Origin of the sequence: Paenibacillus sp. FSL E2-0178 (genome assembly GCF_038593005.1) — a bacterium.
In the GTDB taxonomy this organism is placed as follows: domain Bacteria; phylum Bacillota; class Bacilli; order Paenibacillales; family Paenibacillaceae; genus Paenibacillus_AQ; species Paenibacillus_AQ phytohabitans.
In genome coordinates this window covers 4,299,536-4,324,831 of record NZ_CP151953.1, presented here as the reverse complement: position 1 = coordinate 4,324,831, position 25,296 = coordinate 4,299,536, and the positions used below count along the sequence as shown (strand labels likewise).

General features: G+C 53.4%; 18 protein-coding genes. 11 read left to right on the top strand and 7 right to left on the bottom strand.

Annotated features, from left to right (window positions below; translation table 11 throughout):
- The first annotated feature begins 5 nt into the window (after window positions 1-5).
- On the top strand, window positions 6-2,549 hold the full coding sequence (locus MHI42_RS18700; RefSeq protein WP_342420314.1) for a hypothetical protein: 2,544 nt from the start codon (window positions 6-8) through the stop codon (window positions 2,547-2,549).
- Window positions 2,550-2,640: 91 nt separating this feature from the next.
- Here the strand turns inward: MHI42_RS18700 and MHI42_RS18695 are convergent, their stop codons facing one another.
- Complete coding sequence (locus MHI42_RS18695) at window positions 2,641-3,357, bottom strand: GntR family transcriptional regulator (RefSeq protein WP_042132950.1); 717 nt, start codon at window positions 3,355-3,357, stop codon at window positions 2,641-2,643.
- Between the two features lie 285 nt (window positions 3,358-3,642).
- Between MHI42_RS18695 and MHI42_RS18690 the strand changes: the two genes are divergently transcribed.
- Together MHI42_RS18690 and MHI42_RS18685 are read left to right on the top strand one after the other, a co-directional pair.
- On the top strand, window positions 3,643-4,623 hold the full coding sequence (locus tag MHI42_RS18690; RefSeq protein WP_342420313.1) for a BadF/BadG/BcrA/BcrD ATPase family protein: 981 nt from the start codon (window positions 3,643-3,645) through the stop codon (window positions 4,621-4,623).
- The gene (locus tag MHI42_RS18685) at window positions 4,620-5,948 is read left to right on the top strand and encodes a 6-phospho-beta-glucosidase (RefSeq protein ID WP_340990215.1); all 1,329 of its coding nucleotides are present in this window, start codon (window positions 4,620-4,622) and stop codon (window positions 5,946-5,948) included. Before MHI42_RS18690 ends, MHI42_RS18685 begins: the two co-directional genes overlap by 4 nt.
- A gap of 86 nt (window positions 5,949-6,034) precedes the next feature.
- On the opposite strand, the gene MHI42_RS18680 is transcribed toward MHI42_RS18685, so the two are convergent.
- Window positions 6,035-8,371: a UvrD-helicase domain-containing protein gene (locus MHI42_RS18680; protein ID WP_342420312.1), complete on the bottom strand. Its 2,337-nt coding sequence runs from the start codon at window positions 8,369-8,371 to the stop codon at window positions 6,035-6,037.
- 485 nt (window positions 8,372-8,856) lie between these two features.
- Entirely contained in the window at window positions 8,857-9,312 is a 456-nt protein-coding gene (locus tag MHI42_RS18675; RefSeq protein ID WP_342420311.1) for an Imm30 family immunity protein, read from the bottom strand.
- 161 nt (window positions 9,313-9,473) lie between these two features.
- Here MHI42_RS18675 and MHI42_RS18670 point away from each other — a divergent pair, with 161 nt between their 5' ends.
- Entirely contained in the window at window positions 9,474-9,641 is a 168-nt protein-coding gene (locus MHI42_RS18670) for an aspartyl-phosphate phosphatase Spo0E family protein (protein ID WP_076243512.1), read from the top strand.
- Between the two features lie 221 nt (window positions 9,642-9,862).
- On the opposite strand, the gene MHI42_RS18665 is transcribed toward MHI42_RS18670, so the two are convergent.
- Window positions 9,863-10,726: a Cof-type HAD-IIB family hydrolase gene (locus MHI42_RS18665; protein WP_042132957.1), complete on the bottom strand. Its 864-nt coding sequence runs from the start codon at window positions 10,724-10,726 to the stop codon at window positions 9,863-9,865.
- Between the two features lie 312 nt (window positions 10,727-11,038).
- Here MHI42_RS18665 and MHI42_RS18660 point away from each other — a divergent pair, with 312 nt between their 5' ends.
- Window positions 11,039-12,280, top strand: coding sequence for a DUF445 domain-containing protein (locus MHI42_RS18660; RefSeq protein WP_042132959.1), 1,242 nt, complete (start codon window positions 11,039-11,041; stop codon window positions 12,278-12,280).
- Between the two features lie 135 nt (window positions 12,281-12,415).
- Here MHI42_RS18660 and MHI42_RS18655 read toward each other — a convergent pair whose 3' ends face one another.
- From MHI42_RS18655 to MHI42_RS18645, 3 genes are all read right to left on the bottom strand, one after another.
- Window positions 12,416-12,742: a P-II family nitrogen regulator gene (locus MHI42_RS18655; protein ID WP_039300108.1), complete on the bottom strand. Its 327-nt coding sequence runs from the start codon at window positions 12,740-12,742 to the stop codon at window positions 12,416-12,418.
- A gap of 240 nt (window positions 12,743-12,982) precedes the next feature.
- The gene (locus MHI42_RS18650) at window positions 12,983-14,086 is read right to left on the bottom strand and encodes a glycosyltransferase family 4 protein (RefSeq protein WP_342420310.1); all 1,104 of its coding nucleotides are present in this window, start codon (window positions 14,084-14,086) and stop codon (window positions 12,983-12,985) included.
- A gap of 89 nt (window positions 14,087-14,175) precedes the next feature.
- Window positions 14,176-14,997, bottom strand: coding sequence for a hypothetical protein (locus MHI42_RS18645; protein WP_342420309.1), 822 nt, complete (start codon window positions 14,995-14,997; stop codon window positions 14,176-14,178).
- Window positions 14,998-15,301: 304 nt separating this feature from the next.
- Between MHI42_RS18645 and MHI42_RS18640 the strand changes: the two genes are divergently transcribed.
- From MHI42_RS18640 to MHI42_RS18615, 6 genes are all read left to right on the top strand, one after another.
- A complete protein-coding gene (locus MHI42_RS18640) occupies window positions 15,302-18,853 on the top strand; it encodes a PAS domain S-box protein (RefSeq protein ID WP_342420308.1) in 3,552 nt (1,183 codons plus the stop codon).
- Window positions 18,850-19,476: a C39 family peptidase gene (locus tag MHI42_RS18635; RefSeq protein WP_342420307.1), complete on the top strand. Its 627-nt coding sequence runs from the start codon at window positions 18,850-18,852 to the stop codon at window positions 19,474-19,476. The genes MHI42_RS18640 and MHI42_RS18635 overlap by 4 nt, the downstream gene beginning before the upstream one ends.
- 200 nt (window positions 19,477-19,676) lie before the next feature.
- Window positions 19,677-21,632 carry a type I pullulanase gene (pulA, locus tag MHI42_RS18630; protein WP_342420306.1) on the top strand — a complete coding sequence of 652 codons (1,956 nt, stop codon included), beginning with the start codon at window positions 19,677-19,679 and terminating at the stop codon, window positions 21,630-21,632.
- Window positions 21,633-21,788: 156 nt separating this feature from the next.
- Window positions 21,789-22,115: a PadR family transcriptional regulator gene (locus MHI42_RS18625; RefSeq protein ID WP_042132969.1), complete on the top strand. Its 327-nt coding sequence runs from the start codon at window positions 21,789-21,791 to the stop codon at window positions 22,113-22,115.
- Between the two features lie 5 nt (window positions 22,116-22,120).
- Complete coding sequence (locus tag MHI42_RS18620; protein WP_342420305.1) at window positions 22,121-23,095, top strand: permease prefix domain 1-containing protein; 975 nt, start codon at window positions 22,121-22,123, stop codon at window positions 23,093-23,095.
- A 282-nt stretch (window positions 23,096-23,377) separates the two neighbouring features.
- Entirely contained in the window at window positions 23,378-24,862 is a 1,485-nt protein-coding gene (locus tag MHI42_RS18615; RefSeq protein WP_342420304.1) for a glutamate synthase subunit beta, read from the top strand.
- Window positions 24,863-25,296 lie beyond the last annotated feature (434 nt).

Sequence of the window (25,296 nt, the reverse complement as noted above, 5' to 3'; positions counted from 1 at the left end):
TGTACATGATGAAGAAGAATGGCCTGAAGATTACGGGTGCCCTGCTTGCCTTGACGTTGTCTGTCCTGCCGGCGGCACCTGTATTCGCAGACAAGCTGCCTGGTGCGAGCTACTCTCCTGTTCAGCTGGAAGCCGTGCAGACCAAAGAAATGACCTATTACAAAACCGGATCGGTGTCCATCCCGGGTACGATCGAATGGGTTACCGATACTGCTGCACTCAAATTTCTGCCGCTGTCGGTGATCGGCGATGTAACCAGTGTTGTTCTGGACGGGGGCGTCTACTGGATTGGAACGGAGACCGGCCTGCAGCGGGTTGATTTCGGCGCAAGCGATACCAAGGACATCGTTCAGTATATGGCTGGACCAAGGTATCTGTATGGCGGGGATGATCATGTGACGGGTCTTGCCAGCGACGGGGAGAACGGCATTTGGGTCCGGACGGCTAGCGGTGTCACTCACATCGCGATGCCGGAAAAGACGCTACATGACAAATCTTTTATCTATGAGGATCTCGTGGAGTCAATTCTTGACCGGCGCGGCATGGTTCATGGCGCAGGATTTAACTTTACGGAGACAGACGGCACGCTGGACGCCGTCAATTACAACTCTGCGACCGGACTGTTCACATCAACGCCTACCACCAGCGATAATGATGGCTTATGGACTGCGATGTATGCAATGGGTGAGGTATTCCGCTATAAAGCGCTGCAGGAGCAGTACGGGACCAGTCCGGCCTCTGGAGAGCAGGCAGAAATCGCCGATGCCAGAGCGGCAGCGCTTAGAGCAACCAAGGCTGTGCTGCTGCTTGATTATGTATCCGGACGCGGAAACGGGTTCCCGGCACGTTCCTATATGCTGACCAGCGAAGCCACTGCGGCTACAGTGGGCAATTCAGTGTATGGCTACCAGTCTACGAACGGGTTCTGGTTCCAGAACTTCGTCGGGCCGGACATGATTAACCCTAATGGGATTATTCCAAGCATGCAGCGTGATGACGGGACAGAGCCGATTGGCTATTCCATGGTTAGGGTAACCAAGGACGCAGAGAACAAAAAAGGCTCCACGCTGTTCCCAAGCGGAGGCACGGATGTGCTCAACTACAACGGACTTGGGCTTAGTCAAGCTGCGATTGATGAGCTCAACCTGACACGTCCAGAAGGACAGAAGCTGGGAATTGATATTAAGACACGGGTAGGAACTACCGCAACAGATGCGGTATATCAGGTGCTGCCTGTCATTACGGCCGCCACTAACAACAATGATGCGAAGGAAGACAAAACAACGGGTGAGAATAATAAGCCGCTGTTTCAGCTGACGGCTCCCGTCTATGAGCAGATTCCGGAATTCTTCAATGATTTGTTCCCGGATAGCGCCATTGTGGACGGCCATATTGACATGAATCAGATTGTGTATAAGGCAGATACCTCCGCAGATGAAGTGGATGGGCACTACGCCATGTTCTACACAGCTTATAAATATCTGGTCGGTGACAGCACCGATCCTGAACTTCTTGAGCTGAAATCCCTCATTGAAGAAACAACGCACCGCATGACAGAGCTGATCTTGAAGGATGACCATTATTACATTGAGGATGCTACCGGCAAATCAACACAGTGGTCCAGATGGTTCGCCAAATATTTCAACGACAGCCTTGGCGTTATGGAGCAGCAGGTACAGTGGCAGTCCAAAATTGGGGTTGACGAGAACGGAGACGATGCGCTGTCCTACGGCTACGAAGACGGTCCGCTCAACGCACTGCAGGTCATGGCTGCGCTGAAGTCGGCGAGCTATATTGTCGCAGAGAGCTATCCGGCCGATTCGGCGAAATATGAGCTGGCCTATGAGCAGGCTTTTGCCGGCAGCTACAGCAAGGAAGAACCGTATATCAACGGTCAGGGCTATATGGATATGGCACTTGATTATATTGAGCGGAGACTTGTGCGTCAGGCTACCAACGCTTACAGCGAGAACGATAACCAGGCCGTAACCATGGAGAATGCAGGGGATGGCACGAATACCAATGCGACGATTCATAATGACTGGACCCAGTATATCAATTACTCGGATGAAGAGCTGGGCTGGTTCCCGGTATTCGTGCTTGTCACCCTTGAGCAGGATGCAGGCAGACATGCACAGATTGTAGCAGCCTATGATCAGTGGTATTCCAATGAGGTTCGGGAGGAGAATCCGTTCTACACCTTCCTCTACCAGCTTGCGCATCCGGATAAAACCGATGTCGATCTGCAATCTGCTGTCCGGTTCCTGTACCGTTTCCCTGAATTCCAGATTGAATTCCCGGTGCAATGGGACCGTCAGGATGTGCTCTATATTGAACCGGGTGACCGCGACGATTACAAGCAGACGAACTACGCGCTTGCACCGGATGAGCGGCGCATCATTAAGCATAACTCGAATCCGTTTGAGAATGACAGCCAGACAACAGGCGCCAATCCCGGGTATAACTACCGTTCAGGCAGCATTGAAGCGGGGTCGGTTTTCACATTGCCATACTGGCTGGGGCGTTATTTTGAAATCATCAAAGAGTAGCAGGGCTTAATGAATTGAAGGCAACGGAGCCGGAGCGCCCCATGAGGGGTGCTCCGCATGCTCTCTGCTCTAATTTTGTTCTAACCTTCTGTTATCCAAATTGCCTCTCGATAGTGTAGCTGGGGAAATCACCCCGGAATACGCCGAAGCTGTATTCCAGCGGGGAGCCGTCGGCCAGATACGTAAAAGTTCTTACTTGCAGACAAGGGGAGCCTTCTTTGACGCCAAGCAATCTGCTGGCCAGCTTGTCCGCCAGTACAGGCTTCAGCTGCTCGACAGAGCGGTAAGCCTTCAGGCTGTATTCTGATTCCAGGAAGGAGAAGAGGGAGCCGTCCTTATATTCATTGATGAGCCCCGGGGCAAGATCCCAGGCAATATAAGTAGTTTCATATAGAAGGGGTTCATTATCCGCGTAGCGGATCCGCAAAAGCTGGTTCACGGGAGCTTTCACCGAGATATTAAGGAATTCATTAAGCGGTATTTCCGCAGGCATCACTTTGGCTTCGATGATTTTACTGGTCGGCTCTTTGCCGCTCATCAGCACATCTTCTGTGAAGCTGCGTTTCTGGTTAAGCTGGAGCTCCTTGCGTTTGACGAAGGTGCCCTTACCCTGATGCCGCTCAAGAATATCCTGAACCTCAAGCTCGCTGAGCGCGAGGCGGATTGTAGTCCGGCTGGCGGAGAACATCTCGCATAATGCGGCTTCGGTAGGAAGTTTCTCTCCGACGGCATAGAACCCGGATTGAATCTGTTTGAGCAGTTGTTCTTTAATATTGAAATATAAAGTGTTATTTGTTCTCTTTGTCATTACAAGTTTCCTCCGATGCCAATTTGTTATATTATATCACGGAAAAAGAGCAGGAGAAACCTAATAGAAAAGAGAAGAATCCGGGGTTCCGGGATTATGTAATTCCTAAAATTGGAATCGCAAATTTGTTCACTCTATGCCTGGTAAAGGGATTTATCTATTGTATTTTTCTGTAAGGGAGTTTTCTGACTATAAGGACGCATGAAAAAGGAAATATATTTGTAGGAACAATATTTAAAAATGTTACTATAAATAAACTCAATATACCAATCAGGAGTGAAAGCTATGTACTTCGCGGGTGTAGACGGCGGCGGAAGCAAAACCATTGCCATTATAGCTGATCATTACGGCAACGTGCTGGGATCCGCAGTGACAGGCTGCGGCAACCATCAAATCATTGGAGTCCAGGCGGCTGTGCTCAATATTCGCGGAGCGCTGTTTGGCGCGCTTGCGCAGGCAGGAATTGCCATGGATCAGCTGGATTTTGTACAGTTCGGTCTTGCGGGTGCTGATCGCAGTATTGATATGGACAGGCTTTCTCCGGAAATCAGCAGGCAATTGGACTTGCGGAGCTGGAATATGGTCTGCGATACGCTGGAGGGACTCCGTGTCGGGAGCCGGGATAACACGGGAGTGGTGCTTGTCTGTGGAAGCAATACGAACGCGGCGGGCCGCAACCGGCTCGGGCAAACGGTGCAGGTAGGCGGATTTGATACTTTGTTCGGTGACCGGGCCGGCGGCTTTTATCTCGCTGCACAGGCACTCGGCAGGGCGGTGCGTTGCTGGGAAGGCAGGGAACCCTACAGTGATCTGGTCGAGCGGATACCTCTGAGGCTTGGGTTTACAAGCTTCGGGGAGATGCTGAACCGGTATCTCGATGACGAGATCACTGCGGCGCCGCTGGAGCTGTCGCTGATTGTTCACGAATCGGCAGACTCGGGCGACTGGCTCTCCCGCCAGCTGCTTGCAGATATGGGCAGAGAGCTGGGGATTTCTGCATCGGCTGTGATCCGCAAACTGGGCGGCTTTGAAGAGGAAGCGGTGCCGGTCATCCTTACCGGGAGTATCCTTCAATCCGGCAGAAACCCGTTGCTGCTGGATGCGCTGCTTCAAGAGGTGAAGGCGGAGCATCCCCTTTGCACACTTGTAATCCCGGAGCTGCCGCCTGTATTCGGTGCGGTGATGCTTGCCATGGACCGGCTTGGCCTGCCCGTAACCACAGCAATAATAGAGAATTTCAAGAGAGACGGAGGGAATCGCAAATGAAGAAGAACCACTTGAAAATCGCAGTAATCGGAGGAGGTTCCTCCTATACACCGGAGCTTGTAGAGGGCCTGATCCGGTATTATGATGAATTCCCGGTTGCTGAGCTGTATCTGGCAGATATCGAGGCCGGAGCGGACAAGCTGAGAATCATAGGCGAACTGGCACAGCGTATGATTGATGCAAGCGGCAAACCTATCAAGCTTCATACGACGCTGGACCGGCGCGAAGCGATTCGCGGTGCGGATTTTGTCGCTACGCAGATCCGTGTGGGCATGCTTGATGCCCGCTCAAGAGATGAGAAGATACCGCTGGCCCATCATTTAATCGGCCAGGAGACAACAGGAGCGGGCGGATTCGCCAAGGCACTTCGCACCATTCCGGTAATTCTGGACATTTGCCGGGATATTGAGGAACTGGCCCCGGGCGCGTTCATGATCAACTTCACCAACCCGGCCGGTATTATTACGGAAGCCGTCTCGAAGCATTCCCGTGTCAAATCTGTCGGGCTGTGCAATCTCCCGATAAGCACGAAGATGCAGATCGCTGAGCTCTACGGGGTTCCGCAATCGGATATGTTCATTGAGATTGTCGGAATCAATCACCTCAACTGGACGACCCGGGTGCTGATTGAAGGAGAGGACGTGACGGAGGATTTCCTGAACAAGCTGTCCGGAGCCAAAGGGCCTTCGATGGCCAATATACCCGATCTGGAGTGGGATTCCGAATTCATTCAGTCCGTGGGAGCACTTCCTTGCCCCTACCACCGTTATTATTATATGAAGGAAGAGATGTACCGGGAGATCTCCGGGCATTATCAAGAGACCGGAAAGACCCGTGCCGATGAGGTAAAAGAAGTAGAAGCCGAGCTGTTCGAGATCTATAAGCAGCCCGAAGTGAACAGTAAGCCGGCTCAGTTGGAGAAACGCGGCGGTGCCTACTATTCGGAAGCGGCTGTTCAATTGATGAAGTCCATCTATAATGATACCGGCGACATTCAGACGGTCAATGTGCGTAATCAGGGGATCATCCCTGATCTTCCGGGCGATGTCTCCATTGAGATCAACTGTGTTATCAAATCCGACGGGCCGCATGCGCTTGCCCCGAGCAAGCCGCTCCCTCCCCAGATCAGAGGTCTGCTGCAGGTGGTGAAGGCTTATGAAGAGCTGACGATTGAAGCGGCGGTGAAAGGGGATTATGCCTCTGCGCTGCAGGCGCTGACGATCCACCCGCTGGTAGGAGACGAGCGGATCGCCAAGGAGGTTCTGGCCGATATTCTTGAGCAGAATGCCGATTATCTGCCCCAATTCCAGGTGCGGGCAAGATAAACCCGGGAATAACAACATCAGCCCCATTCAGCGCCGGTTAGCTGCCGAATGGGGCTGATGGTTGTGTACAGGAGGCCGTGCGTCCGTTATACAGGGACTTCCCGGGTGCTCTTTTGCATGGCGGATTTGCAGAGCGGACAGGGCTTCGAGGCAAGGTGATCCTCAGCTCCGCCCGCCTTCATCCGGGTCCAGCCCGGGCAGGACTTGCCGGTACAGCTCCAGACGGGAACTGTATGCATTCTGGCTGCGGAGGACCCGGACGAATAGCTGCTGCGCACTATAGTGCTTCTGTTTCCGGCGGCCGGTGCAGTTGCCTGAGGCGGTGCAGCAGTGCGGAAGGCGGAGAGCATGAAGCGCGAGACCTCTGCCTTCTTGCCCCGGTGCCTTGCGGGCGAGCTGATGAACAGCTCCTCGCGGGCCCGGGTAACAGCTACATAGGCGAGTCTGCGTTCCTCTTCGAGTGCAGCTATTCCTGCCTCAGCTGCGGCTCTGGCGGCGGCACTGCTGACCACAGTAACGCTTGCCTTCGCCGGCTTGCGGTCCTTCAGCCGGCCCTCCTCCAATGCGGAGCTATGCGGCAGAATGCCCTCGGAAGCCCCGATAAGGAAGACAACGGGGAACTCCAGTCCTTTGGATTTATGGATAGTCATCAGGGCAATCCGGTTGCCTTGCTCTTTAAGCCCCGGCTGGCGGCTCTGCTCGTTGCGCTTGGTTACATTATCTATGAATTCGAGGAACAGCGGAATCGTGCCGAACCGCTCTGCGGATGCCTCCAGCTCATCAAGCATTTCCTTAAGTGTCTCCCGGTGCAGGGTAGCCTGATGCCGCTCATTGGCTTCGATGAAATAGTCATAGAAAACAGTGCGGATCTGGCGGATGGCCTGAACCGGTGTCAGCCCGCTCAGCCCGCGGATCAGATCCAGCCGCTCGCGCAGCTTGGTACCTTTGAAATCCTCCATGCCCGGCATGGACAGGAGGTGAATCAGCGGGCCCTGCTTCGCCTGCACGGCCTCCATGCGGCGGATATGCTCCATCCCTTTTTCCCGGCTCATGTAGAGGGTCGGCAGAATATTCTCCATCGCGGCGAAGTTCCGGCGGTTAACAGACAGGCGCAGATGATCCAGCACAGGGGAGATCAGCCAATGCTCGTAGAGCAGCTGGCCTTCGCCGTAGTCTACATAAGGGATATCGCGCATCAGCAGCAGCTCCAGGATTGCCCGGTTACTGCTGGTGGCGCGGTATAACAGCGCATAATCGCGGTATTCTCTTGCTCCGCTGCCGATCTCACGCTCGATATGCTCTACAATTTGCTCGGCTTCTTCATCCGCCGTCTGCGGACGCAGATAGCGGGGCGGATTGCCGCTGCTTTTGGCAGCTTGCAGCGTCTTGGCCCGGCGGCGTGAATTATGGCGGATAATCCCGTTGCCCAGCCCGATAATGGCCGGGCCTGAGCGGTAATTGATATCGAGGGTGATCACCTTGGCATTGGGATACAGCTTCTCGAACTCCAGGATGAACTCGCTGCGCGCCCCGTTGAAGGAATAGATGGTCTGATCATCGTCTCCGACCACCATCAGATTGTCCTGTGGATGGGCGATCATTTTGACCAGCTCATATTGCAGCGCATTCGTATCCTGGAATTCATCGACCATTACATATTGGTATTTCTGCTGCAGCTCCAGCAGCAGCGCCGGCTGCTCCCGGAGCATCCGGTAGGCGATCAGCAGCACGTCGTCGAAATCGATTTTGAAATTATCGGTCTTCCACTGCTCGTACAGGGCGAGAATGGCCTTCATTTCCTTCTCCGCTTCCGTCGTTTCCGGCATATCCTGAGGCAAGCCCATATTCATCTTGCAGGAGGAGAGCAGGGTGAGCAGATTCTCTGGGGGATAAGCATCCTTCGGCAGCCCGAGCTGACGCATGATCTGCTTCAGCAGAATGTGCTGGCGCCGGGTTTCATGGAATATATCCTGCCGCAGTCCCTGCCGGCGCAGGAAATAAAGGAAGAACGAGTGGAACGTGCGTGCCTGGAGGCGGGCGGCATCGCCCGCATCCACACCCGGCAGCAGTGCAATCCGCTCGCGCATCTCTGCCGCTGCCTTGCTGGAGAACGTGAGCAGCAGCAGCCGGCCCGGGGCGATGCCGCGCACAGACAGCAGATACCCGGTTCTGCAGATCAGCACCGAGGTTTTGCCGGAGCCTGCTCCCGCCAGCGTCAGCAGCGGCCCGAGATGATGCCGCACCGCTGAGATTTGCGGAGGATTGAGCAGAATGCCGCCTTCCTCCAGCCGGCGGAAGTAAGCCGCGTCGCTGTCTCCGGGCTTCACGGTCTCCCTGCTCGTCCGGGCGGAGGCAACCTTCGCCTGGGGGATTTTCTCGCCGGTAGCGCCCAGCGGTATATTATGAAATAAAAGCTTGTTCATTATATTCACCTTCGTTTGTTCTATATAAGCTTATCTGCAAGTTATGCTGCGGGTTTACCGGTGGGGGAACTTTCAGGCGTAGATTATCACTTCACCAGCTCTAAGTCCTGCACGAAATACAACATTCCCCTCCTAAAAATTCGCCTAATCCCAAAATTGTTGTAGGAAATGCAGGATTCCACCTCATTTAAGCGGATAATCCAGACAATTGCTGTATTTCATGCAACAATTCTTCGAATTTCCTGGTATCTATAAATCTAAGTTGCAATATGTACAACATTTTGACCAGTATACAATATACCATTTTGCCCGTTCCCCTGCATGGAAGTCTAGTGAATAAGAGGAGCGGGATAATAGGCAGAACGAGCCCATCAAGGGCTTAAGGGACTGGAACCAAGACATGTGATTCCGGATATTCTTCAGGAGGGTCCGGCAATAGCTTTGGGCATTCTGCTTAGCGGGGCTGCGAAGTATGGATAGATTAGTTACTTCAGTTTAGCGAGAATGTAATTAGCCTTGCGCTCAAACAGCCGGGGATCGTCTTCCTTAATTTCCTCCAGCAGAAAAGCCAGGCATCTCTTGACCTTCACCGGCATGAGAGCGGCGATCTCTGCGTAATCTTTGCGGTAATTATCGTCATTCAGGATTCTTGTATTCAGCACAATGGCCCAGTTGCGTGCATGCTCCATCATGTCCGGCAGTGACTCGAGCAGCTGGGTCAGGTACATCTCCATTTGAACGCTCTCCACGAAATGGACGAGGCTGAACATGACCTCCTCCTGTTCCGTATCATCATCGAATACCTTGAAGATCTGATGAATCACGGCATCCTCCGTATCACCAGCCAGGCCTTCCAGCGCAAGATCAAATTGCTCACATTCCAGCTCGGTACGCAGCAGCCGGTTCTCATATAGCCGGGCAATTCCCGGGTACAGGTTCATCTGAGATTCCTCCTAATTCACCTTGCAGCTGAAGCTGCCGGGTGTTCATGCCGGGCAGAGTGCAGCTTGAGGCGGGTTATGTAAGAATAGTTCACGCCATTTATCTTAAGGTCCAATTTTTGACAGCTGAGATTAATATATTGAACAAAGGAGGAAGTGTCATGCAGACCAATGATCGTACATTTTTGCTGCAGGTAGAGAAAGCCAGACAGAAGTTGTACCAGACGCAGCAGAGATACGGTATTTTGACACATCCCAAAGTAGTTGAACAATCGGTTGCCCTGGATCATTTGCTTAATCAGTATAGCTATCCGCAAAGGATTAGCTGATTGGATAGATTCACAAATAAAAGGTGAGAATTGGAGGGATGTCGTGTTTATTCCCGTTCTGTTGGCTTTGACTACCGCCCAGCGGTTAACTGTCATCATATTTCTCGCATTAAACCTGGGTGCAATATCTGTCTGCTGTCTTCATCGCTCTGGAGCCGGCCGCCGCTGAAGAAGAACAGCCTTCCTGTGAGGGCTGTTTTTTCTTTGCTATGAAGACGGAGTTACTGCTTATCCAAAAGATGCCGCAGACCCGCAGCAACACCATGCTCCGAGTTGCTTAGCGTAATGAAATCGGCGGTTTCTTTGAGGATGGGTGCGGCATTCTCCATTGCAATCCGGTAGCCGGCGATCTCGAACATCGGCAGATCATTATAGCTGTCACCCATAACTGCGATTTGCGCTGCCGGGATGCCGTAATGCTCCGCCATCAGCTTCACGCCGTTGCCTTTATTAGCATCTTTATGATTAATTTCAATATTGTTGACATGCGATGCCGTAATAATCAGCCCGGGAATCGCAGCGAACCGTGTAGAGGCTTCCTTCAGCAGTTCGCGGTTCAGCGAGAAGGCGAGTGTCTTGTAGATCAGATTCTCCTCTTTGCTCCAGATGTCCTCCATACTCTCCACATAGGTTACAGCCGCCTGCTGAAACTGCTGGTCGATCATCGCCTTAAGCAGCCAGCCCACCTCTTCGGGAACCTCATCTTCCTTCAGTGCCGACAGCTTCTCCAGACGTACCCGCTTATCAAGCTCTACATATACGTTATCCTCTGTGTATACCTCGTAGTACAATTCAGGAATCTCGTTCATCCAGCGCAGCGCGGGGATGATATCCTCCTTGTTCAGCGGTGTACTCGCGGCCAGCGTTCCGTCAGGCAATGTGACAACAGCGCCGTTCAGACTCACTACAGGACACTCCAGATCTGCCAGCCGCAGCTGACGCTCCGCATCCATGTAAGAACGTCCGGTGGCTATGATCACGGTATGCCCCAGGCGCTGTGCGTGCAGTATGGCTTCCTTGTTCTCCCTGCTAATCTCACCATCCTCGTTCAGCAGTGTTCCGTCCATATCCAGTGCAATTAGCATGTTGCAGTTCTCCTATTCCATCTATAGTTGTAAGTGCCCCTTCAAAGGCTCTGAATTTCACGCGATAACTTATCTTTCTGTATCTTATCATTATTTCTCTGAAATATAAAAATCACATTTTCATCCATATATAGTCCGGGGTACGTATATTTAAGCTGCGTTTCTTGCCGGATTTTCAGAAAAGAGTCTTCTCGTGGTACAATTGAATGTAGACCTGCAATCTTGTAACGGGAATGTCTGCTGTTGTCTGCAAAGCAATTTTCTCGGGCAAAAGATGGCTTGGGGTCGTTATGTAAGGGGGATAATAAACACATGAAATCCAGAAATTTAGCTACCATATCTCTTGCCATCATGGCATGCGGTTTCCTGTTCACCTTATTTCTGCCGGAGAACCTGGCTGTTATTCTGCTGAGAGGGGGCTTCGAGGCCGGTCTTGTCGGAGGGATTGCCGACTGGTTTGCAGTGACCGCGTTGTTCCGCCATCCTCTGGGGCTTAGAATTCCGCATACTTCGCTGCTGCTGAAGAACCGGGATAAGCTTATACAGTCTCTAATCTCCGCGATGGAGAATGAACTGCTGAACAAGGAGAGCATTGAGAACAAGCTGCGCAAAATCAACATCATCTCTCTGGGCGCCGGCATGCTGACACGGTTCTTCTCCAGAAAGAAAGCAAGAACGGAAATGCTGGAGCAGATTAAAGAATTCGTACTGCGGCTTCCGGTAGAGCAGGCGGTTCCGTATCTTCAATCTGCAGCAGCAGGCTATCTGCGTGAAGCTGAGCTTGGCGTTGCCGCCGATAAAATCGCTACAAGCCTGATGAATGACGGCAAGGATATTGCCGCTCTTGATTATGCGCTGGAAGGGATCTCCTCCTGGAGCGGGCGTCCGGAAACCCGTGCGATGCTGGGTAAGATCGCCAGCGAGAAGCTGGCTGAGGTGAAGCTAGGCGGGCTGAAGGGGATGGCTTTTCAGGCTTTTGTCGGATTCGTTGATGCCGATATGCTGGGTGAAATGCTGCAGGGCATGGTGCAGTCCACTATCCGTGATTTCAAGGAAGAGGACAGCCCGTACCGTGAGGAAGTCATCCGTGAGATCCGTGTCGCTCTGTTCCAGCTGTTGAGCAATGAGGAGCGGATCTCCTCGCTGAAGGATTGGGCGCTGAATGAGCTGCAAGGGGAGGCTGCTACGGCTTTCGTGCAGCAGCAGCTGGAAGGACTGCGCGTTAAGGCGGTTGCGCTGCTTGAGGAAGACCGGGTACGCGGCGGCCGCAAGCTGTTCTGGCTGTATGCTATGCTGGTCCGGCGGATCGGCAAGGAGCAGGAATGGATTCAGGCTTCCGAGGAGCGGATCCGCGGCACGCTGATCGCCTTCGTGGAATCTAATCATTACCGGATCGGCCAGCTGGTCAAGGAGAACCTTGATCAAATGGATGACGCCTCGCTCGTGAACATGCTGGAGGAGAAGGTGGGCAAGGATCTGCAGTGGATTCGCGTCAATGGAGCTGTGTGCGGTTTTGTTGTAGGGCTGGTGCTTACGGTTATCCAGATGATCTGACAGTAGCATGAGCAAGAACAGGCAGAGGCAGCAAGGCATTCCCCGGACGTCCGTGAAGACGGAGACCGGCGGAACGTTTTGCTGCCTCTTTCATATGCGCTACAGGAAGGCGGATCATAAGGAAGACCGGGAAGTTTACAGCTGGTTTTTACCGTTGCTGATGGTGAAGACCTCCTGTACGGGCAGGACAAAAATTTTGCCGTCGCCGAATGAGCCATGCTCACCGGTTCTTGCTGTGCGCATAATAATGCTGATGACGTCATCCTTCTCATCATCCTGGATTACGATCATCAGAAGCTTCTTAGAAATTTGATTGTAATGGTTGGTTCCGACCTGGATTCCCTTTTGCTTACCGCGTCCGAGCAGGTCCATTTTGCTGATGGAGGGGAAGCCGGCAAGCAGTAATTCAGCCATGACCTCATCCGCTTTCTCCGGCCGTACTATAGCTTTGATCATTAACATAACGATGCACCCTTTCTACAGCGAATATTGTGTTGTAGGGGGTTGCCAATGTCTTGTTGGCTTACTGTGCAGTGCATTTGCTTAATGGCAACGCTTACAATATGAGTATAATATTAACTGCAGCCGTATCCTGCGAGAAGGATCACAAAATTCGTATGACACAATGTCGCATTGCCGGGGAGCGTCAAAGGGGCTGCTGTATCGCATCCCGGAGGAGGTGCACGGACCCGTCTCCTCCGGTTATTGCGGTACCAGCTTCAGGTAGAAATTCTCCAGCAGCTCTACAGTGTGCTGCCATTCGAACATCTGCAGTGCATCGCTACGCCCCTGCATCCCGATCCTTGCCGCGAGCACAGGATTGCGGCCGATCATCAGCATTCGCTTGGCGAAAGGAGCAGGGTCCCGGTATCTCCCCACCAGATAGCCGTTATGGCCGGAATCAATAATCTCCCGGATTCCGCCGTTTCGCGAGGCGATCACCGGAAGTCCCGTGGCCATGGCCTCCACATTCACGAGGCCGAAGGATTCATGCCGCTGGGAAGGGCAGATGAAGCAGTCTGCGGCCTGATACAGGCTGTGAATATCCTCATGCGGGATATTCCCCAGGAAAGACACGCGCACACCCAGCCGGCGCGCGAGTACCTTAAGCTGCCGGAGATAAGCCGGCTTGCCGTCTCCGGCGATTACTAGCCGGGCGGGCATATGCCTGTTCAGCCGGTGCATGGCCCGGATCAGCACAGGCACTCCCTTGCGCGGGATTACCCGGCCGACGAACAAGACGGTGAAGCCGGGAGCCAGGCCGTACAGCGCGCGCAGGCGTGCCTTCTCCTGCGCCGGCACGGGGACGAAGCGGGACAGGTCCGCCCCCAGCGGAACAACGCGGAGCTTGCCCGGGATACCGGGGAACCGCCGCGCGAGCCGCTGCTGCAGGGAGCGGCTGTTAGCCGCGACAGCGTCCGCCAGGGCGAGGCTGCGGGCGATTCTGGATTCCGGCGGCACGAAGGTCAGGGAATGCAGGAACAGCAGCACCGTAGTGCCGGGGTGCCGCCGTTTGACAGCGGCCAGCAGCAGCGGCCGGTTATCGATCTGAATCAGTTCAAAGGGTTCCGCCGCTTCCAGATATCCGAGAACCGAGCTGCGGTACCGGGCAGGGGTGCCGGATGGAAGGCGGATGAACCTGACCTGCTCTATTTCGTCCGTGTCCGGGAGTCCCGGCGATCTCCGGCTCACTATAGTTACCTTGTGCCTTCGGGCAAGCCGCCGGGCAATATTCCAGATGCAGATCTCTACAGAGCCATCCCCTGGAACCGGGAACTGTTCGGGTGCAATGATGCAGATACGCATAGTGAATGCCTCCTCCCGCCGCATGATGATGGTCTTCTTTAACTACCATATGCGCCCTTACGGTTGGAAGATACAGGACAGATAGAGGTTCAAGTGCCGATTTGCTTATGGGTAGCGGTAATAATGGCTGCGATCTTCTGCTCCAGCTCAATAATCTTCAGCTTGCTGGCTGCAATTTGCCGGTAGCCGGAGACCATTGAGGATAGGGATTGGCCGGCCAGGACGGAGTTCTGCTTGCGGACCGCAGCTTTGAAATCGCTCCAGTCTGCGGTAAGCCGTTTGTTCAATGCGGAGGCTGCACTCTTCTGGGATTTCATTGAAATTTGCGCGTTGTCCATTCCGGCCAGAATCTTGCGGGCAGCGGCAACCCGCTTGGTGCGTGTATCCTTGGCAGCCTTGAGCAGGGCTTCCTTGTCGCGTATCTCCTGTCGGGCCAGCTGTACAAGGAGCTTCATGGCCTCGGACTGGGCTTTCAGTACGGAATTCAGCGTCTTGTCCTTCAGCCCTTTGAGCAGAGAAATCCGTTTGTTGAGCGCACTGTATTGATCGAACAGCGGCTGGTAGCGTTCCTTGGCGCTGCTGACAGCTGCGGTAAGCCGGGCTACGGAAGCCTGGTCTATATTCTTGATGGCCTCGCGGACAACAATCAGCGACTCTGCATTCTGATCATGAAGCGCTCTAATCTGTACCTCCCGGCTGTCATATTGGGCTGACAGGAGGGATAGTTCGCTGTACTGGCTCTTCAGCCGGACGCGGACAGTACTCTCTGCCGCTGCCGCAGTAAGATCAAAAGACGCCCGAACCGATGCGGTTATTACAGTCGGAGATGCAGAAGCAGACCCGGCCAGAGTGGCCAGGGCAATCAGCAGGGAGAGCAGCGTTATGGCAGCGCTCCTGCACAGATTCATCATTAATATTCCTCCTCTTGTTTCCGTTTCCCGGTAATACACGCAAAAAAAGCACCCGCAGTAAAGGCCAATAGGCCTCTATTACGGGTGCTTCCAGCGTAATGAGTCACGGTTATATAATTACCTTTTAATATAGGACGCATTTCTGGAATAGTCAATATTTACAATTTAAATTTTCCTGATCCAATGGGGGCTGCACGTTTCATTCGCTGCTGCTCTTATCGTATACTGTGAGATATAGAAGGACAAGCGAAGACAACAGAGAGTCTGCAGAAGCGCCGGCTCGAGATGAAGGAGGCCTTGTTTAATGGATAACTTGGCAGAGAATAGTACCATTCTGGATCAAGCATTCCTGATGTCTCCAGTGGGGATGGCTGTGCTGTCTTCTGAAGGAGACCGCTGGGTCATGGTTAACCCTGCTTTTTGCACGATGCTTGGCTGCGGTGAACCGGAGTTTCTCGCGGGCGCTTTATCCGGGACAGGCCGGGTCCGGCCGGAAGAGCAGCGGGGATTCTCTTTACCCGAAATCATGAAGGAGCTGTCGCAGACCAACGGGCAGCCCCTTGTGAAAGAGCTGCGTTTCCCGGGCAGCGGCGGGCGGCCGTTCTGGCTCTCCCTTACGTTTGTTCCGGCAGAAGCAGGCCGGATGGACCGGAATATTATTGTATATGCACAGGATGTTACGGACCGCAAGATTGCTGACCAGCTGACAGTAGACAGCCGCGATCTGTACAACTTATTTATAAAAGATGATCAGAGCATGATTTCCTTCTCGCTTCCGGACGGGACGTTAAGCTTTATTTCCCCCTCCTCCTTCCCGCAAATTGGATATCTGCCGGAGGAGATGGTTGGAAGAAACCGGGCAGAATTCTATCATCCGGATGATTTTGACGGGATCAGCAGCTCCAACGGCCTGTTGAAGAATGATACTTACAGCCGCCGGCTGCGTCACAAGGAAGGGCATTATTTATGGTTTGAGATGTCTTTTCATGAAATCCGGGACGAGAACGGCGAAATTACGCGAATTATGGGAATCGGGCGTAATGTGACCCGGCGTAAGCAGAGCGAGGAAGCGCTCGCCATCGCCCAGAGGGTAGCCAGAATTGGCTCGTGGGGCTGGGATTTGACCAAGGGGAAGCTGTCATTCTCGGAAGAGGTGCGGCGTATTCTGCAGAATGCTGTCGGGAATGACAATGTGGATTACGAAGCTTTCATGGCTCTGGTTCATCCGGAGGATTTCTCTCTCCTGCAGGCTGCTGTAGAGCGTGCTGTAATCAAGGGCGAGTCCGGGGACACGTCTTACCGGCTGATTCTGCCGAATGGAGATATCCTGGCTGTACACATCCAGTGGGATGTAACCTTCGGACCGGGCGGCCAGCCGGTTCAGCTGATCGGCATGATGCAGGATATTACCGAGCGGATGCAGATGGAGCGGCTGCTGCGGGAGAGCGAACGCAATTACCGCCTGATGTCGGAGAATTCGCTCGATCTGATTTCCCGCCACGCCATCAAGGACAGCATCTTCCTGTACTGCTCACCGGCCAGCCAATCATTACTAGGTTATGAGCCTGAAGAGATGATCGGTACCAGCGCTTATCATTATTTGCATCCGGATGATCTGGAGATGATGAGAGCGATTATGGCTGAAAGCGAAATCTCCGGGTTTATCCGGCCGGTTTCCTACCGCTATCGTCATAAGAACGGCAGCTACATCTGGTTTGAGACGAACAGCCGTTATATTTTTGATGATCAGGGTCAAGCGGTGGAGATTATTGCCGTCGGACGGAATATTACAGAACGCAAAGAGTTCGACTCGAAGCTGCAGGAGAGCGAGCAGCGCTATAAATCGTTGTTCGAATATAATCCTTCCGCGGTATATTCCATGAATCTGCAGGGTGAATATCTCACGGCCAATCCCTATCTGGAGGAGCTTAGCGGATACTCGCTGGACGAATTGCTGGGTAATTACTTCGGACCGCTCGTGGCGGACAAGGACATCGGGAAGACGATGCATCATTTCACTCTGGCTACTCAAGGCATTCCCCAGAGCTATGACCTTACGCTGATTCATAAGGATGGCCGTCTGGTGGAGATTAACACGATCAATATTCCTATTATTGTGGACAAGCAGGTTGTGGGTGTATATGGAATATCGCGCGACATTACGGACCGTATCCGTTACACCGAGCAGATTGAGAAGCTGGGCAATGACTACACTCTGATCCTGAATGCGGTCTCCGAAGGAATATTCGGTCTGGATACCGAGGGGAAAGTAACCTTTATTAATCCCGCCGGGGCACAGATGCTGGGCTTTGAATATGGAGAGATCACGGGCCATCCTTACCTGGATCACCTTCAACAGACGGCGCTGGACGGCATTCATTACCGGCCGGAGGAATCTCCGCTGATGCGGGCGGTGCGGGCAGGGGAAGCTCATCAGAGCAAGGATGCGGTGCTGTGGCGCAAGGACGGCTCCAGCTTTCTGGCCGAATATCAGGTTACCCCTCTGTTTGACAAGGGCGAGCGCAAGGGAGCGGTCGTTGTCTTCCGTGACATTACCGATGAGAAGGAGATTATTAGAGCGAAGGAGCTGGCAGAGAAAGCAGACCAGGCCAAATCGGAGTTCCTCGCCATCATGAGCCATGAACTGCGGACACCGATGAATGGAATTATGGGAATGACAGATCTGCTCACAGAGACGGAGCTTGATGAGGAGCAGCGCGGTTATGCTGAGATCATTAGCGACAGCAGCGCGTCCCTGTTATATATTCTTAATGAAATTCTGGATTTCAGCAAAATAGAAGCCGGTAAAATGACGCTTACTCATGAGCCGGTCAGCCTGGAAGGACTGCTTGAAAGCGTAACGGAGCTGTTCGCGCCCAAAGCCCGGGAGAAGGGCATTGAACTCTCCTGCCATAAGGCTCCTGATGTGCCGGAGCTGATTATGGGCGATGCCGCCCGCCTGCGCCAGGTACTGGTGAACCTCGTCAGCAATGCGGTCAAATTCACGGAGAAGGGCCAAGTCTCTATCCATCTCGGTACGGAATACTGCCGGGACCGCAGGAAGCTGATATTGAAATTCAGTGTGCTGGATACAGGAATCGGAATTCCGCCGGAGAAACAGCCGCTGTTGTTCCAGTCCTTCTCCCAGCTTCATCCGTCCATCAACCGCAAATACGGGGGAACCGGACTGGGGCTCGCGATCTGCAAACGGCTGGTTGAGCTGATGGGCGGAGCGATCACCGTGGAGAGCGTTGAAGGAGAAGGCTCGGATTTCTACTTCACACTGCCTATAGATATTGATATCGATCCCGATGGAGGGTGGGCGGAATCAGCCGATTCTGCTGACTCCGATCAGCATGTATCTGTACCGGTTCCCCCGGCGGATCAAGGGGGATCAGCCGGAAGCGGCCTTGAGCATGAGGCTGACGGCAGGGAACTGCTTCCTGCGCAAGGGGGGCTAACTGCTGCCAAATTCGGACCTATGCGCATTCTGATCGCGGAGGATCATCCGGTCAATCAGAAGCTGCTGCTGACCATGCTCCGCACAAGAGGATATACTGCTGACCTCGTAGACAACGGCAGCGGGGCACTGCAGGCTGTGCTCCGCAAGCCGTATGATCTTGTATTTATGGATGTGCAAATGCCGGTGATGAGCGGCCTGACGGCAACGGCCAGAATCCGCCAGCAGGCTCCTCCGGATCATCAGCCTTATATCACGGCAGTGACAGCCTATGCCAGGGATGAGGACAGGGAACGCTGCTTCTCGGTCGGTATGGATGACTTTGTCAGCAAGCCGTACCTGACCACAGATATTGAACGCGTATTGCAGCATTGCCGGAATAGGGTATCCCTATGAGCGGACAGCCGTCCAGCCGGCAGTTGAAGGCGGAACCGTATACGCAGTGGGAAGCGGGAGTAGCCTCTCCCGCCTCAGCCTGCGGTCCGGCAACTATGGCCGCGCTTATGGAATATTGGCACACGCGTATGGGCAGGCTGTTTATTCCGGGGGCCAGTCATTTTGATTCCAAGGCAGCACATATCAATTACATATACACTCATCATGGCGGAACACCTTGGGGAATGAGTGTGCGCAGCTTCGCCAAAGGTCTCCGGGCCTACATCAGCCATGCTGCTCCGCGCGGGAAGGATAGCTCCAGACTGCTTACGGTATCCGTATTTAATGATATCTCAAGATACAAAGCCGAGATCGATGCCTCGCGGCCTGTGGCGCTTAAATTTGATAAATGGTTCAGCCTCCGCTGGCGGGGGAGTTATGTCTATGATTATCATTGGGTGCTTGGAATCGGTTATGAGGATAACGCTGATGGCACATGTACCCTGGTTGTCCATGATAATGGGGTGCGGCATCCGGGCCGCGGGTATATTCCCGGCCGGGAGCGGCGCATTTCATATCCAGCGAATCAGGCCATCCTTACAATGGTGGCACTTAACATAGTGGAATCCTCAGAGGCACCTTAACCACTATAAGGAAGGGCTAACCTGCCGGCTGGAGTGCATGACGGGACAGCAGAGAGGTCCGGCCTTCCGGTACTGCATAATACAAACGTTTGCACAAAACGTAAGACTAGGATAAAATTCCATTTATGAAGAATGGATTTAGTGTAACTCCCAGTATAAGCAGACGTATATTTTAATAAAGGGTAAAGGAGGCGGGGGCCTTGTCCGTGCAAAAGGAAATGAAGGAGCCGATCTATTATGGTGATCCGGCGGCTACCAGCGGTATATCCGTGTTTGACCGGGAATTTGATGAACTGTTCAGCTACGACGGAAGCGATCTTGGCTTGAGCTATTCAGTGACCGGCTCGGCGTTCTGTTTATGGGCGCCTACCGCCCAGGAGGCAGAGCTTGTGCTCTATGAATCATGGCAGGAGGCAGCCGGACAGCATATTCCTATGATCCGGGATGTCCGGGGAACCTGGAGAATCACCGTTCCCGGTGATCTGAACGGGAAATTCTACACCTACCGTGTGCGGCTGGGCGATTTGTGGAATGAAGCAGCAGATCCCTACGCCCGTGCTGTCGGTGTGAATGGTGACAGAGGTGCAATTCTTGATATGCGTAAGACAGATCCTGAGCATTGGACGCAGGAGCAGCCGCCTCTGGATGATCCGGTTGATGCGGTGATCTATGAGCTTCATCTGCGCGACCTGTCAATGCATCCCGCCAGCGGGATTACGCATAAAGGACAATATTTAGGCCTGGCAGAAGCTGGTACTCGCGGCCCTGAAGGGATTCCGACTGGCCTTGACCATATTGCCGCCCTTGGGGTGACTCATGTGCAGCTGCTCCCTGTCTACGATTATGCTACGGAGAGCGTGGATGAGACCCGGCTGGATCAGCCGCATTATAACTGGGGATATGATCCCAAGAACTATAATGTGCCTGAAGGCTCCTATGCTACAGACCCCTATGTGCCGGGCCTGCGCATCAAGGAGCTGAAGACTATGATACAGGCGCTGCATGACCGCGGCCTGCGTGTCATTATGGATGTTGTCTACAATCATGTCTATGACGGGTTCCGCGTGAATTTTACCAAGCTGGTTCCCGGCTATTATCTGCGCTATAAAGAGGACGGCCGGCTGTCCAACGGCTCCGGCTGCGGTAACGACACCGCTTCAGAACGGAAGATGATGTCACGTTTCATCGTGGAGTCGGTAGTCTACTGGGCGGAGGAATATCATATCGACGGCTTCCGCTTCGATCTGATGGGCTTGCTTGATATTGGCACCATGACAGAAATCCGCCGCCGGCTCGATGAGCTTGATCCTTCCCTGATGACTATAGGGGAGGGCTGGGTGATGGATACGGAGCTGGCAGAGGATCTCCGCGCCAACCAGCGCCATGCGAATGAGCTGCCGGGCATCGGACATTTCAATGACGGTTACCGCGATGCGGTCAAAGGCAATATTTTTCTGCATGACCAGAAAGGCTTCATTAGCGGCGGTAGCGGCTTTGAACGGAATGTGAAGGCCGGGATTGCCGGAGGGATCTACTACGGGCCGGGACTCGGGCAATACGCCCAGGAGCCCCAGCAAAGTGTTAACTATGTGGAGTGCCATGACAACCACACGTTATGGGATAAGCTTCTGCTGTCCACCGTAGGGATAACGGATGAACAGCGCCGCGCCATGCACCACTTGGCCTCAGCGATGATCCTGACCAGCCAGGGGATTCCCTTCATCCATGCCGGGCAGGAGTTCATGCGGACCAAGGACGGGATCGAGAACAGCTATAAATCGCCAGTGGAGTATAACTGGCTGGACTGGGAACGCTGCGCCGCCCATGCGGAATCTGTAGATTACATGAAGCGGCTGATTGCGCTGCGTGCGGCACGTCCCGCCTTCCGGCTGCGGACTGCCGATGAAATCCGTGACCATCTGGTCTTCGAGGAGTCTCCGGCGCATTCGGTTGCCTTCTCGCTAAGAGATCATGCCGGGGGAGATTCCGCACAGCATCTCTACGTCCTGTACAATGCCAATCCGGATGGAGCCGTTCTTGAGCTGCCCATGCTGGGGGAATGGACGGTTCTGTTCGGCGGGGAGCATGCGGGACAGCTGGACAACGGAATTTTAGCGACCAGAGGCATTGGAATGGTTGTACTGGCCGTGCTGTAATATACCTGAAAGACAGAACAGGCTGCCATTGCAGCCTGTTTTTTTTGCCTGTTATAAATAAACCTTTTCCCGGGATAAAAACTACTTCATCTGTCGTAGTAATTATGCTACAATGAACTTAATTACTACGACAGATGAAGTATAGGAGGCAGGCAATTGATCAGCAGTGACGTTATCCGGGGATACAACGATACGATGATCCTCTACATGCTTCTGGACGGGGAGTCTTATGGCTATGAGATTTCCAAGAATATACGGAAGCTTTCGGAAGAGAAATACATTATGAAGGAAACCACGCTCTATTCCGCATTCACCCGGCTGGAGAAGAACGGATATATCGATTCATTTTATCTGGATGAGACTTTTGGGAAAAGACGTACTTATTACCGTATCACCCCGCAGGGCCTGGCCTATTACCGCGCCAAATGCGAGGAATGGCAAGTCACGCAAGAAGTCATCAACAAATTCATAAAGGAGCTGTGATGAACTTGGATACAATCGTAGGTTATCTGAACAATATGTTCGCTTCTCTGCCCAGAACGGAACAGATGTATAAGCTGAAGCAGGAGCTGCTTGGCAACATGGAGGAGAAGTATCACGAGCTGAAGGATGACGGGAAGTCGGAGAATGAGGCGGTAGGTATCGTCATTTCCGAATTCGGCAATATTGATGAGCTGATCAGCGAGCTGGGCATCGGGGAGGTCCGTAAGGAAGAGCTGGTTCCGATGCTTACTGAAATGGAGACGGAGGAGTTCATCGCTGCCAAAAGGAGATCAGGGCTGCTTATAGGTCTTGGCACAGGGCTGATTATGGTGGGCGCCGGTCTGCTCATTCTGATTGCGAGTCTTGGGGAGAACGGGTTCATGAGAGCTGTCTTTTCGGAGGATGCGATGAGCATGATCGGGGTAGGCTTTCTGTTAGTTCTGCTGGTTCCGGCTATTGCGATGTTTATTTACAGCGGCATGCGAATGGAAAAGTATAAATATTTGGAGTCCGGGTTTCATCTGCCTTACCATCTGGAAGCGGATATTCAGCAGAGGCAGTCCGGTTTTGCCGCAACCTATATGCTGTCGCTTATCATGGGAGTCAGCTTGTGCGTATTGTCGCCGGTTGCTATTTTTGTAGGTTCGGCTTTTGGGGACGCAGGCTCCTCTTACGGAGTTGTGGTTCTGCTGGCTATTGTAGCTGTAGCTGTATTCCTCTTTGTCTATTACGGGAACATCAGGGGAGCGTATCAGATGCTGCTGAAGACCGGGGATTTCAGTAAAGAAAAGAAGGAAGAGGACCGGGTCATCGGTGCAGTAGCCTCCATCGTCTGGCCACTCGTTACCTGCGTCTTTCTGGTCAGCGGGTTTGTGTACGATCAGTGGCACATCAACTGGATCGTGTTTCCTGTAACAGGGATTCTGTTCGGGGTATTCAGCTCTGCCTACAATATTCTTAAGAGGAAAGACGCAGCCTGAGTTCCGGTGCCGAACCGTTTGCTGTAAAAGGTGACATTGCTCATGTTCGCGCGTAGCGGATAGATGTTAATATGAAGGCATTTATTCCCCTTATTACAACCGTGCAAGAGCCTGTACCGGGGTGATTCCATACCCCTGTGCAGCCTCTTGCTTCGCTGCTTTACAGTGACAGAATGACGGCCGGCGACAGAAGAGTAGGTTTCTTTTTGGAGCCAAATGTGGGCATGAATGCCGCTTTTTATAGTTTCGGCGGCCAATCAGAGAGACTCGGAGGAGACAGGAATGGGTAAAGCAACCGGATTTTTAGAATATCAGCGGCGTACGCCTGCGGAGTGCGAGCCTTTGGAACGGATTAAGAATTGGAATGAGTTTTCGGTGCCGCTGGAGGAAGACCAGCTGCGGGAGCAAGGTGCCCGCTGCATGGATTGCGGAACACCGTTCTGTCATGTAGGACGTCTGCTGAGCGGAATGGCCAGCGGCTGCCCGCTGCATAACCTGATTCCGGAATGGAATGACATGGTATACCGCGGTAATTGGCAGGTTGCGCTGAAACGGCTGCATAAGACTAATAATTTCCCTGAATTTACAGGACGCGTCTGCCCTTCGCCTTGTGAAGGGGCTTGTACCGTCGGGAAGAACGGCGATCCGGTAACGATTAAATCCATTGAGAAGTCGATTGTAGATAGAGGTTTTGCCGAAGGCTGGATTGTACCTGAGCCGCCGCTTACCCGTACGGGCAAGAAGGTTGCGGTCATTGGTTCCGGACCAGCGGGGCTTGCGTGTGCAGCGCAGCTTAATAAGGCGGGACACACGGTGACGGTATATGAGCGGGCTGACCGGATTGGCGGTCTGTTGACCTACGGCATTCCGAACATGAAGCTGGATAAGAAGAAGGTTCAGCGCCGGGTGGATCTGCTGACAGCGGAAGGGATTACCTTCGTAACCCGGACCGAGATCGGCAGGGATATCCCCGCAGCCCAGCTGCAGGAGGAGTATGATGCCGTAGTTCTCTGCGGCGGATCTACCAAGGCGCGGGAGCTTCCGCTGGAAGGCCGGGAGCTGCGGGGCATCCATCAGGCGATGGAGTTCCTGACCCTGAATACTAAGAGCCTGCTGGATTCCGGGCTGGCTGACGGCGAATACCTGTCGGCGGCGGGCAAGGATGTTGTTGTTATCGGCGGAGGCGATACAGGTACAGACTGTGTAGCTACCTCTATCCGCCATGGTTGTCGAAGCGTTATCCAGCTCGAGATTATGCCGCAGTCACCGCTAACCCGCCAGCCGGGCAATCCTTGGCCGGAGTGGCCGAAGGTGCTGAAGGTGGACTACGGGCAGCAGGAGGCCGCTTCCCTATATGAAGAAGATCCGCGCCGCTATCTTGTGAACACTAAGCGCTTCGCCGGCGACGAGAACGGACATGTGCAGGAGCTGCACACCGTGCACATTGAATGGAAGCGTACGGAGGACGGCCGTATGATGCCGGTTGAAGTGCCGGGCAGTGAAGAGGTTATCCAGGCGCAGCTGGTGCTGCTGGCGCTGGGCTTCACCGGACCGGAGGAAACGGTACTTGGACAGCTCGGCGTAGAGCGCGACGAGCGTTCCAACGTTAAGGCTGAATTCGGCACACAGGCAACAAGTGTTGCGGGTGTCTTCACGGCCGGCGACATGCGGCGCGGCCAGAGTCTTGTGGTCTGGGCCATTAACGAGGGCCGTCAGGCCGCCCGTGAAGTGGACCGCTTCCTGATGGGCTCGTCCAACCTGCCATGAGGAGCTTTTAGATATACGAGTAAGCGGAGTTAACAGCAGGGCGCCCCGCCGGGGCGTCTTGCTTTGCGTTAACCGGGCGGGGGCGTTTACAATGGATGCATGGAATTACCCCATTCCTCCTGTTTGATTCGTTGCTGGCAGAACCAGAACCGGAGATTCTTAAGTTCATATTGCATAGGCATAATTGTTGTACGTATTGCAACTTTAATTGGGCGATACCGGGGTGTTTGGGTGGATTGTTGTATGAAATACAGCAATTGTCCCGCAAACCCGCCTGGAGAAGGAGAGTTGCTGTATTTAGTACAACAATTTCCGATTACGCCCGATATTGTGAGGAGAATGTTGTATTTCGTGTAGGAATCCACCACTAACAGTGGGTTGTCCAAAATTCCTGTGGCAGCAGAGGCTGGGATTTCAAAAAAATTACCCGGACA